Genomic DNA, 12,657 nt, shown 5'->3' on the forward strand with positions numbered 1-12,657 from the left:
AGGTTTTAAAATGAGCAAAGTAGAAATTATTGTCTTAAATGATGAAGATGCCAAAACGGCGGAAGCCTATGGTGCAGACCGTCTTGAACTAGTTTCCGCCATGACAGAAGGCGGGCTGACGCCCAGTTACGGAATCATAAAAACAGTTGTCCAAAGCGTGAAAATTCCTGTGATGGTCATGGTTCGGCCCCATAGCTTTTCGTTTATGTACCGTAAGGATGAATGGGGAGCGATTCGCCAGGATATTCAAGCGGTGAAGCAATTGGGTGCCGCGGGAATAGTCTTTGGTGCCTTAACTGAGAAGCAATCAATTGATTTTGACATGCTTGCCATGGTGGTAGAAGAAGCAAAAGGTTTATCGGTAACGTTCCATCGCGCGATTGATGAAACGAATCTTATTGTTACTTATCAATCCCTTTGCCAATCTCCTTACCATGTTGACCGAATTCTTACCTCAGGAGCTAAACCGACAGCAAAAGAAGGCCTTGATTCATTAAAAAAGATGATAGAGGAATCGAAAAAATCCGCAAACAATCCAGCCATCATGCCGGGATCAGGTTTATCTACTGAAAACATCCAATCCATTCACGGACAACTCCAAGCTGCTGAATACCATTTTGGCTCAGCAGTTAGAATTGGCGGAGATTTTCGCAATCGTATCAACGGAGATGAAATTCAAAAAATCAAAAGAATGGTGAACTAGAAAAGCAAAAAGAGCTGTTGCTTTATTTAACACAAGCAGCAGCTCTTTCTATTTATTGTCCAGCTCCAGGCACCACCGGCTAGAGTCCTTCGCTCTCCGTCCTACGATAAGTCAAGCACGAATGCGCCGCTGGCTCTTCGTGTTTCCTTTATCTCAGTTGGAGAGTTCCAGGCCATACGCCGATAGACAGGCGCCTTCCGCTTTCCTTTTTAAATCATTTTATCAAAACGAACACGTTTATTAATCATGTACATAACTGGCATACCAATGGCCATCACGACAAATTCACCAACTGCTGTTGTCAGCCACGTGAACATGAATGGCAGATCAAACGCCAAGTGGAGTTCAAGGGCAATCAAGAACATCGTGAACGTGAATACAAGAGTATTGACAATCATCCTCGCCCACAACCCTTTGATAAAACGTGCGCATGCAATCGTGATTAACAAGGCAATCACTGATTGACCGACACCGAAAATCAGGTCATAGGCTTTCATTGGTGAAAAGAACAAATTCGTTAAAAATACACCAAGAACGATTCCATAAATGTACTTTTTGTTAAAAACAATGAGGTGATTGAACATCTCCGATACACGGAATTGGACTTGAGTAAATCCAAATGGCTGGATCAAGGCCGAAACTGCAATGTACAATGCAGCAATAATCCCACCCGTGACAATTCCCTGCACTTTGCCTGCACGGACAGTTCCAGCAGAATTGGCTCCAATTGGCTGTGCCAATGTGTTAGTTGTTTTCTCCATATTCATTTCTCCTTAGTTTTTTTACGTGGGAGGTTCTCGAACCACGTTAAAATATATTACTTGCAAACTAATATATTAATATAAAAGAAATCACCAGTCAATGACACTATTTTGGAAAAATAAAGGATACCGCTCTAAAACGGTATCCCTTTCATCTTTAAGTATGTACTTCACTCATTAACGCATGAATATTGTCTTCAGGGTCTTTGAAAAACGCCATCCAAGTCTCGGTTTGTCCGATTTTTGCAACGACATGCGGTTCACCAATAAAAGAAATCCCTTTTTCAATAAAATCCTGGTAAGCGGCTTTAATATCATCGACCTGAAAATATATCACCGAACTTGGATGCGCAAATTGTTCCTTCTCCGGCAAACTCAGAAGAAGTCGGAGCCCATTGCATTCAAAAAATGCCATTGTTTCAGTATGAAACAGCAGTGGAAGCGCCAATACCTCCTTATAAAATGTTACAGCTCTTTCAATATTCTTCACAGGCACTCCAATTTGTCCAATACCTTGAATTGTTGTCATTAGAATTTCCCCCATCGCAATGTCATTACAATCTATTACATTTTATGCTAAATTAACTTACTTTTCAAAAAATAATAGGTAAATTAATATTATTTTTCTTCTTGGGCATACTAAAAGAAAAAAAGGAATGGCTGATAGATGAAGTATAATAAAATGTTCTTGATTGCTTTGATCATAGTCCCCTGGCTGTCCTTACCCATGTTAGGGAAAAAATCGTTCCGGCGGTTTTATCCGGGTGCACTATTTGTGTGTATCTGGGTTACAGTTGAGAGTTTGTTGGCAAAAAAACGGGGGTGGTGGCGATTTTATGAGAAACTAATTCCAAACTTTATGGGTGAAATTCCTTTTATCGTTGGGCCATTTTTCATCGGCTCCATATGGATATTAAAATTTACCTTTGGAAATTTTTTTCGTTTCCTAATACTAAACTCGGTTATTGACTATTTGTTTGTTCACCCAGGAATGGTCATTCTCAGAAAGATGGGGATTGTTTCTTTGTTCAGAATGAAGCATTATCAGATGGGAATATTATTTTTGGGCAAATCGATTCTGATGTACGGTTTTCAAACCATTATTGAAAAAATACGGAAAAAGCCAAAAACGATTATAGAAAAAATCTTTTCATAAATGCAACTCCGCCACAAGCTGGGTGATCCCTACCACTTGTGGTTTTTTTTGATTACCTGATAACGGTGAAATGTTACAATCAGGATAGAAGGTCGTGAGAAAAGGGGAAACCGGTATGCTGCACCATCTTGAAATCTATGTATCTGATTTAACGAAATCGGGCGAATTTTGGAACTGGTTTTTAACGGAATTAGGCTACGAGCCATATCAGAAGTGGGAGTCGGGTACCAGCTGGAAATGCGGCGAAACGTATATCGTATTTGTACAGGCGGAAGAACGATTTCTCGATATTCCTTACCATCGGTCAAGAGTCGGTTTAAATCATTTGGCCTTCCATGCACGATCCATAGAACAGGTCGATCAACTGACAGAACAATTACGGGAAAAAGGGATAACAATTCTATATCAGGATAAACATCCATATGCCGGAGGAGGATCACACTATGCTGTTTATTTTGAAGATCCGGATCGAATTAAAGTAGAGGTAGTAGCACCTGGCAATAATATATAAAGGGGAAAGAGATATGGGAGAAGAACAAATTTCATTGGCAACCGCGGCAGATTTAATAAGGGTTGATCAGCTTTTCCAAGATTGTAAAGAGGCACTGCAGCAACAGGAAATCTATCAATGGGATGATGAGTATCCGAATAAAGAGTATTTTGCACATACGATTAACGAAAAGGAACTGTTTATTTTACATAATGAAACGACAATACTCGGAGCAATGGTACTAAACGAATGGCAGATTGATGAATGGGACGAGGTCAACTGGACGAATAAGGCAGGTACCTATTTGATCCTTCATTCCTTTTGCACACATCCATCTGTTCAAGGAAAAGGATATGGGGGGGACATGCTCCAATTTGCCGAAAATATGGCTAAGGAACAGGGGTATGATGGAATACGGCTCGATGCTTATTCCGGAAACAAAGGATCATTAGGCTTTTATGAAAAAAGAGGTTACAAAAAGACGGGGGAAGTAAACTTTAAGTCAAAACCTGCCGGGCATGGGACGTATTTCTGTTATGAAAAACTATTTTAACCTGTGCTAAAAAACCTTTCATTTTTCCAACACTTGTGTAAAATAATTGTAGACCAGTAAGGGATGCAGGAGGAACTATTCATGGTAACGATTAATGAGATTGCCGAAAGGGCGAAAGTTTCCCGGACAACCGTTTCAAGGGTATTGAATAGTTCCGGTTATGTAAGTGAAGAAGCAAAAAAAAGAGTATTAAAGGTAATTGAGGAAACGGGTTATGTTCCGAGTGAAAATGCAAAATCGCTGCGTACAAAAAAGACAAAGGTCATTGGCGTGGTCCTGCCTAAAATCAGTACAGAAACATCTAGCCGACTTGTGAAGGGAATGGATGAAATTCTTGCCAAAGAAGGATATCAAATTCTCTTAACAAATACAAACCTTGAACCAGATAAGGAAATTGAATATTTACGGCTATTGAAAAGCCGGCATGCTGATGGAATTATTTTGTCAGCAACGAATGTTAACTCCCCGCTTTTGGAGGAAATTTTTCAATTAAAAATCCCTTTTGTCACGGTAGGACAGTATATGACCGGCCTGGCAAATGTCATTTTTGATGATTATCAAGCAACAAAAGATCTAGTGAATTACTTCATACAAAAAGGGCATCATCGCATTGCTTTCATCGGAGTTGACGAGAAGGATAGAGCTGTAGGGTATTTACGGAAAAAGGGCTATGAAGATGCAATGAAGGAAAATCGCTTAGTAGTTGAGGAGAATTGGGTTCAAAAAGGGGTTTTTAATGTAGAATCAGGGTTCGAATGTATGAAGTCTATTATGGATACTTCCACTATTTTGCCAACAGCTGTTTTAGCTGTAACAGACAGGCTCGCGATCGGTGCGATGCAGTACGCAAAAGAAACTGGTTTAACAATCCCAGCCGATTTAGCGATTGCAGGCATGGGGGCTTCAGAATTATCCAAGTTTATCAGCCCCTCCTTAACAACGATTGATTTTTCCATTGAAGAGGCCGGACGTGAAGCAGCTGCATTAATCCTGAAAAAAATTAATGGAGAACATTCCCATGAAATAATTAAGACAATAAATCATAGACTTATTGAACGTGAGAGTATATAATAAATGTGTAATCGATTTCATGTGATATTTCCTAGGTTACACTTTATTTTTTTACTTTTGTGGAATCGATTCCACAAAAACAGATGAATATATTTCTTCGTTGGTTCCAAAATATGAAGGCCACTGCTCTTATTTTTTTTATTAATGTGTAATCGATTCCATATACACAAACTAAATTATTTGAGGTGAATAAAATGTCTGAAAACAAAATAATAGCAGAAGAAGTCATCGAAGCTGTCGGGGGTAAAGACAACATTCAATCGGTTGCCCACTGCGCGACCCGGCTTCGAATAATGGTAAATGATAAAGAAAAAATCAACCAAGTAAAGGTTGAAAACATAAATAAAGTGAAGGGTGCTTTTTTTAACTCTGGCCAATACCAAATCATTTTTGGAACTGGAACAGTAAATAAAATTTATGAAGAGGTTACCCACCTTGGCCTTGATACTTTATCAGCCTCTGACCAGAAAAAAGAAGCAGTCAAAAGCGGCTCAAGGTTCCAAAGAGCCATTCGTACATTTGGAGATGTATTTGTTCCAATTATTCCAGTCTTGGTTGCAACGGGATTATTTATGGGACTTCGCGGTTTAGTGATGCAGGAACAAGTTTTGGCGTTATTTGGGATGAAGCCGGAAGATATTTCGCAAAACTTTATTCTTTTTACACAAGTATTAACAGATACGGCTTTTATATTCCTGCCAGCCCTTGTTGCCTGGTCAACGTTTAGAGTGTTCGGCGGAACGCCAATCATTGGTTTGGTCTTAGGCTTAATGCTTGTCTCACCTGCCTTGCCAAATGCCTGGGGGGTGGCTGGCGGTGACGTGAAGCCGCTTTATTTTCTAGACTTTATTCCTGTCGTTGGGTACCAAGGTTCCGTCTTGCCAGCTTTTATTGCGGGGATTATTGGTGCAAAACTTGAAAGACTCATAAGAAAACGTGTGCCGGAAGCATTAGACTTAATTGTTACACCATTTCTGACGCTTTTACTTATGATTACACTCTCCTTGTTAGTGATTGGACCAGTTTTTCATATTGTGGAGCAAAATATTTTAGATGTAGCAACGACTGTCCTTTCATGGCCATTTGGTATCAGTGGTATCTTAATTGGCGGACTTAACCAGGTCATTGTTATTACTGGTGTTCACCATATTTTCAACATGCTGGAAATTCAGCTATTATCCCAATTCCACAATAACCCATACAATGCCATTGTTACCTGTGCGGTGGCTGCTCAAGGCGGTGCAGCACTTGCAGTTGGCTTAAAGACAAAGTCAAAGAAGTTAAAAGCACTTGCGCTGCCTTCAGCCTTTTCAGCATTTTTAGGTATTACCGAACCGGCAATTTTTGGGGTGAACTTACGCTACGGCAAACCATTCATTATGGCATTAATTGGCGGCGCTGCCGGCGGATTTTTAGCATCGATTTTTGGCCTTAAAGCAACTGGGATGGCAGTTACGGTTATTCCTGGGACCCTGCTCTATTTAAACGGACAGATCCTGTTGTACATCCTTGTCAATATAGTTGCGATTGCGGTTGCGTTCATTTTAACCTGGATGTTCGGGTTCTCCGATAAAGTGAAGCAGGAAATTGAACGATAATTTTTTTAAAAAAAGGCAAGACTTATCTTGCCTTTTCTTTCATAAAACATACATCAAGGAGGAGCTTGCATGACAGAAAAGGAAGTACTCCTTATAGATCAGGCATACAATGAAGTGAAAAAATATAGGCATATCGTTCAACAAGATCCTTATCGGCTAACCTATCACCTTATGCCTCCGGTAGGTCTGTTGAACGACCCAAATGGACTCATTCAAATTAACGGGGTCTATCATGTGTTTTATCAATGGAACCCATTTCAGACCGCGCATGGTGCTAAGTTTTGGGGCCATTATACATCTAGGGATATGGTCAATTGGCAGGAGGAGCCGATTGCTTTGGCTCCTAGTGAGTGGTATGAAAAAAACGGCTGTTACTCCGGAAGTGCAATAGAGTCAGATGGACATCTCTATCTATTTTACACTGGCAATGTGAAGCTGGATGACGGTACGCGTGAAACGTATCAATGCTTGGCCGTTTCTGCCGATGGCATTCATTTTGATAAAAAAGGACCGGTATTAAGGCTGCCGAAGGATATACAGCCCACTTTCGTGATCCGAAGGTTTGGAAAAGAAATGGGCGCTGGTATATGATTATTGGTGCGCAGACATTGTCGGAGAGAGGGCTGGTAGTTTTATTTGTTTCGGACGATTTATATCATTGGCAGGAGCTTGGCGCAGTTGGCGGTTCTGGAATGAACGGTCTTGGTGATTTTGGTTATATGTGGGAGTGTCCTGATCTCATTCAATTAAACGGCAAAGAAATATTAATTGTTTCACCGCAAGGTCTGGAGCCTAGCGGCTATTTTTACCATAATATCTTTCAATCAGGCTATTTCACAGGAAAATTAGATTATAAAGCTGTTCAATTTCAGCATGGACCGTTTACAGAACTTGATCGTGGTTTTGATTTTTATGCACCGCAAACCTTTACGGATGAATCGGGACGGACGCTACTTTATGGATGGATGGGGATTACGGATGAGAGCGAACCCCACCATCCAACAATTGGAAGTAAATGGGTTCATGCTTTGACCATCCCGCGGGAACTGGATCTACGGGGGGATCATATTTTTCAAAAGCCGGTAGAGGAGCTAAAGAAGCTTCGAAATGAAGAAATGAGTCTGGAGAGCAGGAATCATGCTAGCTTGGATGGAGTGGGTTCCGCAGAGGTAGTGATTGATTTTCAATGCTCTGTTAAGGGGACATTTGAAGCGGATTTCCGTCATGAGGCCGTTCTGTTTTATGACTCACTGAAGAAGGAAATTAGTTTGAAAAGAAGGAACGTAAAAACAGGACTATGGGAAAAAAGAATTTGCTGTATTGATTCTCTTGAGAAGCTTCACATCTTTATTGATCATTCTTCGTTAGAAATTTTTATTAATGATGGGCAGGAAGTGTTTACGGCACGATATTTTCCGAATCTGGACGACAAAGAAATCAGCTTTGATGGGACGGCACCATTTAGTTTGAGAAAGTGGAACCTAGGAGGTGTGTATTGAACGGAATCATAGGTTTAGGAGAGGAAAAAGGGGCCATGACTGGCCTGCCAACGTTAGCGGAATAGAGGTTTCTAGCAGGGTGCCATTTTATAATGGTATCCTTTTTCTAACGGTTACGGTTGATAAAAATAGAACGGAATGAACGATTAGCGGATCAATAATAACTCAGAGAGATACGTATGTGCATCCCCTGAGTTATTTTTAATGAAAAATTTCATGAAAATGCCTGTAATCCGATAACCCCAATGATAATTAATACAACACTAATAATACGCCCAATATTTTTCGATTCTCCAAAAAGAAGGATGTTAATCAGTACGGCACCTGCAGTCCCGATTCCGATCCAAACAATATAGGCGATACTGAGCTGTAAATAATGAAAAGATGCATATAAAAAAGCAAACGAAGCACTGAACCCGCCAATATAAAGGACGCCATTTCTTAACGTTTTTTGCTGGCTATACAATTTTAAGCCGGCGGCACCGGTGACCTCACTGGCGGCTGCTAAAAGAACAAATATCCAGCCCATACTTTAGGCAGCTCCTTTCACGGATTCTTTTTTTACCTCTGCCTTATTATCAGCTAAGTTCAGGCCGATGACCCCGATCATGATTAGCACAATAAACAAAAGCATGTTCAAATTGAAATTCCCTCCAAAAAGGAAGACATCCATTAGCACGGTTCCGACTGTTCCAACTCCTGAAAAGACGGCATAAACCGTGCCTGTAGGGAGGCTCACGCATGCTTTTGGAAGGTAGTGGAAGTCGATGGCGATAATACTAATGACAATTGCCCATTTCCACCAAGTATCAGCAGTATTAAAACCGTATACCCACATTAATTCAAATAAACAAGTTAAAACTACATAAAACCAGGCTTTATTCATTTTATTCACCTCTTGAAGCTCCCTGATATAGTCTCCTTACTATTCCCAGAGAGAATCCTTCATATTATCTTAGAATACCATACCTACCGAAAGAGTAGTTTATTACTGCCTGTGCCTGTTTGGAAACTTTTCGGAATGGCGAATAAGTGTGATATAAATCACGAAACTCTTTCCGTTTAAACATTATAATTATTAAAACCAGGGGAAAATTAAAAGTGGATGGTGAGAAAAGTGGAATATAGTTTTAAATCTCTATATAGTGAAATCGGCGGACAGGAAACGATTGATAAGCTTGTCAATGCCTTTTATCCGCGGGTTTACGACGATCCGGAATTAGCACCTCTATTTGAAGGGGATATGGAAGAAATTAAACGAAAGCAGCGGATGTTTCTGCCGCAATTTTTAGGCGGCCCGGCCCTTTACAGCCAGGAATTTGGACCGCCGGCGATGAGAGAGCGCCATTTGCCATTTGAAGTAACACCAAGAAGGGCACAGTGCTGGCTTCGCTGCATGAGGGAGGCCTTTCAGGAGATTGGTCTCGATCAAAATCCGGCGGGACTTGCCTTTTATGACCGGTTAACACAAGTAGCCGGTATCATGGTTAACACACCTGATAGCGAGTAAGAAATGTAAAAAAGAATCCCACCCATTGACAGTAAAAAATACAGTGGGGGCGGGATTTCTAATATAATCAAAAAGAAACTCCTTTCGCTATGAAAGGAGTTTTCGCGTACCACTATTATTTCTTCAACTTAGCCCACGTTGCATCGAGAGCTTTAAGCGTTTCGTCTTTAGATTTTTGGTTGCCAACATATGCTTGTAATGTTGCACCGAATTCTTGACCTGCACCATCAGGATATTTCATGAACTGCCAAGAATAAGTTTTGCCGTCTTGTGAATATTTCTGAAGATCAGCACCTAGAGGTCCAATATCTTCTGCTTTTGCTTCAATAGTTTTGAAAGCAGGAATGTATTTGAACTCCTTTACTAATGCTTCTTTACCTTCATCAGATGAAACGATCCAGTTTAAGAAATCTTTTGCTGCTTTTTTGTCTGCTTCAGGAGCTTTGTTATACACAACCCAGTTCGTTGGTACGTCAACCATTAACTTATCTGCTTGCGCAGCATCATCTGTTAAGGCTAGTGGAATGAAGCCAACTTCCATGCCAGGGTTTAATTTATCAAGCATTGGCTGGATCCAGTTACCTTGTTGAATCATCGCTGTTTCGCCGTTAGCGAATTGTGTTACTTCTGTGTTATAGTCTGTTGTTAATGGATTTTTGTTACCATATTTAACCGTTAAATCTACAAGTTTTAAATAATCTTCGAAGTATTTGTTGCCTTCGATTTTCGTTTTACTCTCGTTTAAGCCTGGGATGAAGCTTTCATCATCAGCTTGCTGGTAAGCAAATGGAACGTTAAGACCATGGTTTGCTAATACCCACCACTCAGCATAGCCCACTGAGAAAGGCGTAATGCCCGCATCCTTTAGTTTTTTCGCTGCTGCTTCCAATTCTGAATAGGTTTTAGGAAGTTCTGTAATCCCTGCTTTTTCAAATAACTTTTTATTGTATGCGAAACCATAGCCTTCCATGTTAACAGGCTGTCCGTAGATTTTTCCATCCATTGTCATTGGTTTTAGTGCATTTTCATAAGCATCTTTTACCCAAGGCTGATCAGATAAATCTTCAAATTTATCTTTCCATGTAACAGCTTCTTGATAACCGCCGTTACCGAAGATATCAGGGGCTTTGTTAGAAGCAAATTTTGCTTTTAGAGCTGCAGAACCATCTGCACCGCCGCCGACTGATTCAATGTTAAACGTAACTTCTGGATGCTCTTTTGTATATTTATCTGTTAACGCTTTCAATTGGTCGGCAATTTCAACCTTACCGTTGAAGATATCGACTACTACTTTTCCATCTTTGCTGCCGCCGTCTTTCTTATCCCCAGAGGCACTATCGCTGTTGCCACAAGCACCTAATAGAAGTGAAGCCGATAAAATTCCCGCTGCAATTGAATATTTTTTGAAAGCCATTTGTTTTCCCTCCTGAATGTTTATATCTAATTTTTATATAAGCCCCAGCTGTCTGTTATGATTCAGCCAGCTGGGTTTGATCCCAAAAGTAAGTTATTTGATCGAACCGCTGGTGATACCCTTGATAATATGTTTTTGCATTGTGAAGAAGAAAATTAACAAAGGGATGATACCAAGAACAAGTGCTGCCAGTGCTAAATCCCATTGCTTTGTATACTGGCCAAAGAAGAAAAACGTTGCTAATGGAATGGTTCTTAATCCAGGATCCTGAAGGACCAGTGATGGTAATAAGTAGTCATTCCAGATCCATAAGCTGTTAAGGATGACAATGGTGACCGTAATTGGTTTTAACAATGGAAACACAATTCTCCAGAACACGCCGAACCTTGAACATCCATCAATGATGGCGGCTTCTTCAAGTTCAATTGGGATACCTTTAACAAAACCGTGATATAAGAAGATGGTCATTCCGGATCCAAATCCAAGGTACATGATAACAAGACCCCAAATGCTATTTAACATTCCCAAATTGCCTGCTGTTTTGATCAGCGGAATCATTATCGATTGAAAGGGAATGATCATCGCTGCAACGAAAGTCATAAAAATCACATTACTGATTTTCTTTTTGTTCGAACCAGCATGTATGCTGCCATTGAACAAAAGACAACTAAAACAACATTACTTACAACCGTGATAATCAAAGAATTTGTAAATACTTTTAGATAATCTAATTTTTCGAATGCGTTTACATAGTTATCTAGCATTAATACCTTTGGTAAAGCAGATGTGTTACTTAATATTTCAGCGAAGGGTTTCAGAGAGTTTGTAATCAAATAATAGAATGGAATTAAAAAGACAAGACCAAGCACGATGGCAAGGATTTCGCCAATAAAAGTCTTACCTGTATACCTGTTTCCCATTATGATTCAACCTCCCTCTTCTTCGAAATCGTTACTTGAAGGACGGTAATCGCCGCAACAACGATGAAGAAAATCAATGCCTTTGCTTCACCAATTCCATAACGGTTATTGACGAAAGCTTCAGTGTAAATATTAAGCGCTAACATCTCAGTTGATTTAAATGGACCACCGTTCGTTAACGACAGGTTAGCGTCGAAAATCTTAAATGATGAAGCTGTTGTTAAGAATAAGCAGATGGTAACGGCTGGTGCAACTAGCGGCATCGTGATGTGTCTTAGAATCTGCCATCTATTTGCTCCATCTATTTTCGCCGCTTCGATTAATTCCTGCGGGACGTTTTGCAAGGCGGCAATATAGATAATCATGATATAACCAGCACCCTGCCAAACACTAACAATCACAATTCCCCAAAAAGCTGTATTCGCATCCCCTAGCCATGCTAATTCAAAAAATGGAATCCCTGTTAATTGGCCGATGGAAGCAAAACCTTTCACAAAAATAAACTGCCAGATAAATCCTAGTAACAGACCACCGACCATGTTCGGCATGAAGAAAACGGTGCGCAGAACGTTACTTGTCTTCAACTTTTGGGTGACTAGCAGGGCTAATCCAAACCCGATCAGATTCGTTAAAATAATAGCTACTACTGTATATTTCGTAGTAAGTAGGAAGGACTGCTGGAATTGCTTGTCCTCGGTAAATAAGTATTTAAAGTTATCGAGTCCAACCCATTTAATGTTACCAGTTATTCCGTTCCAGTCGGTAAAGGAATAATAAATACCTGTAAAGAAAGGGACAAGGACGATTAAGGTAAATGCAAGGAAGACCGGACCGACAAATAGGGCGAATAACCCTGCGTCTTTCAGCTTTTTCTTTCTATTTAAGGAAACTGACTCTTTGACATTTTTCTTCGTTCGTTCATTCATGACCGTATTCTTTATGGTTTCTACTTTACTTTGGTTATTCACGACTGCACCTCCTA

The 12,657-nt window shown here is 40.2% G+C and carries 13 protein-coding genes, 2 pseudogenes and 1 riboswitch; of the genes and pseudogenes, 8 read left to right on the forward strand and 7 right to left on the reverse strand.

Annotated elements, in window-relative coordinates; all coding sequences use genetic code 11:
• Nucleotides 1–10: 10 nt before the first annotated feature.
• Complete coding sequence (locus ACO1D1_RS04990; protein ID WP_423335172.1) at nucleotides 11–703, forward strand: copper homeostasis protein CutC; 693 nt, start codon at nucleotides 11–13, stop codon at nucleotides 701–703.
• Nucleotides 704–912: 209 nt separating this feature from the next.
• Here the strand turns inward: ACO1D1_RS04990 and ACO1D1_RS04995 are convergent, their stop codons facing one another.
• Both ACO1D1_RS04995 and ACO1D1_RS05000 read right to left on the reverse strand, forming a co-directional pair.
• Complete coding sequence (locus ACO1D1_RS04995; protein ID WP_223820904.1) at nucleotides 913–1,464, reverse strand: QueT transporter family protein; 552 nt, start codon at nucleotides 1,462–1,464, stop codon at nucleotides 913–915.
• 6 nt (nucleotides 1,465–1,470) lie between these two features.
• A riboswitch (PreQ1 riboswitch) is annotated at nucleotides 1,471–1,515 on the reverse strand.
• Between the two features lie 106 nt (nucleotides 1,516–1,621).
• Nucleotides 1,622–1,993 carry a VOC family protein gene (locus ACO1D1_RS05000; protein ID WP_149868896.1) on the reverse strand — a complete coding sequence of 124 codons (372 nt, stop codon included), beginning with the start codon at nucleotides 1,991–1,993 and terminating at the stop codon, nucleotides 1,622–1,624.
• Nucleotides 1,994–2,323: 330 nt separating this feature from the next.
• Between ACO1D1_RS05000 and ACO1D1_RS05005 the strand changes: the two genes are divergently transcribed.
• From ACO1D1_RS05005 to ACO1D1_RS05030, 6 genes and pseudogenes are all read left to right on the forward strand, one after another.
• Nucleotides 2,324–2,620 (forward strand): hypothetical protein, encoded by a 297-nt coding sequence (locus ACO1D1_RS05005; protein ID WP_423335173.1) that lies wholly within the window; start codon nucleotides 2,324–2,326, stop codon nucleotides 2,618–2,620.
• Between the two features lie 115 nt (nucleotides 2,621–2,735).
• Nucleotides 2,736–3,131, forward strand: a complete 396-nt coding sequence (locus ACO1D1_RS05010) for a VOC family protein (protein WP_149868898.1) — start codon at nucleotides 2,736–2,738, stop codon at nucleotides 3,129–3,131.
• Nucleotides 3,132–3,144: 13 nt separating this feature from the next.
• Nucleotides 3,145–3,663, forward strand: a complete 519-nt coding sequence (locus ACO1D1_RS05015; RefSeq protein WP_149868899.1) for a GNAT family N-acetyltransferase — start codon at nucleotides 3,145–3,147, stop codon at nucleotides 3,661–3,663.
• A gap of 81 nt (nucleotides 3,664–3,744) precedes the next feature.
• The gene (locus ACO1D1_RS05020; protein ID WP_149868900.1) at nucleotides 3,745–4,734 is read left to right on the forward strand and encodes a LacI family DNA-binding transcriptional regulator; all 990 of its coding nucleotides are present in this window, start codon (nucleotides 3,745–3,747) and stop codon (nucleotides 4,732–4,734) included.
• A gap of 194 nt (nucleotides 4,735–4,928) precedes the next feature.
• A complete protein-coding gene (locus tag ACO1D1_RS05025; protein WP_149868901.1) occupies nucleotides 4,929–6,332 on the forward strand; it encodes a sucrose-specific PTS transporter subunit IIBC in 1,404 nt (467 codons plus the stop codon).
• 69 nt (nucleotides 6,333–6,401) lie between these two features.
• Nucleotides 6,402–7,831: pseudogene (locus ACO1D1_RS05030) on the forward strand (sucrose-6-phosphate hydrolase).
• Nucleotides 7,832–8,045: 214 nt separating this feature from the next.
• Here the strand turns inward: ACO1D1_RS05030 and ACO1D1_RS05035 are convergent.
• Nucleotides 8,046–8,360: a DMT family transporter gene (locus ACO1D1_RS05035; RefSeq protein WP_149868903.1), complete on the reverse strand. Its 315-nt coding sequence runs from the start codon at nucleotides 8,358–8,360 to the stop codon at nucleotides 8,046–8,048.
• A gap of 3 nt (nucleotides 8,361–8,363) precedes the next feature.
• Nucleotides 8,364–8,717 (reverse strand): DMT family transporter, encoded by a 354-nt coding sequence (locus ACO1D1_RS05040; RefSeq protein WP_149868904.1) that lies wholly within the window; start codon nucleotides 8,715–8,717, stop codon nucleotides 8,364–8,366.
• Nucleotides 8,718–8,936: 219 nt separating this feature from the next.
• Here ACO1D1_RS05040 and ACO1D1_RS05045 point away from each other — a divergent pair, with 219 nt between their 5' ends.
• Nucleotides 8,937–9,341, forward strand: a complete 405-nt coding sequence (locus tag ACO1D1_RS05045) for a globin (protein WP_423335174.1) — start codon at nucleotides 8,937–8,939, stop codon at nucleotides 9,339–9,341.
• Nucleotides 9,342–9,456: 115 nt separating this feature from the next.
• Here ACO1D1_RS05045 and ACO1D1_RS05050 read toward each other — a convergent pair whose 3' ends face one another.
• The 3 genes and pseudogenes from ACO1D1_RS05050 to ACO1D1_RS05060 all read right to left on the reverse strand — a co-directional run bounded on the left by ACO1D1_RS05050 (nucleotide 9,457) and on the right by ACO1D1_RS05060 (nucleotide 12,601).
• Nucleotides 9,457–10,755 (reverse strand): ABC transporter substrate-binding protein, encoded by a 1,299-nt coding sequence (locus tag ACO1D1_RS05050; protein WP_423335175.1) that lies wholly within the window; start codon nucleotides 10,753–10,755, stop codon nucleotides 9,457–9,459.
• Between the two features lie 93 nt (nucleotides 10,756–10,848).
• Nucleotides 10,849–11,675, reverse strand: a pseudogene (locus ACO1D1_RS05055) (carbohydrate ABC transporter permease).
• On the reverse strand, nucleotides 11,675–12,601 hold the full coding sequence (locus tag ACO1D1_RS05060) for a carbohydrate ABC transporter permease (RefSeq protein ID WP_411675486.1): 927 nt from the start codon (nucleotides 12,599–12,601) through the stop codon (nucleotides 11,675–11,677). Before ACO1D1_RS05060 ends, ACO1D1_RS05055 begins: the two are co-directional and overlap by 1 nt.
• Nucleotides 12,602–12,657: the final 56 nt, after the last annotated feature.

The sequence above is a fragment of the Neobacillus sp. 19 genome (assembly GCF_049463095.1).
Lineage (GTDB): Bacteria > Bacillota > Bacilli > Bacillales > Cytobacillaceae > Neobacillus.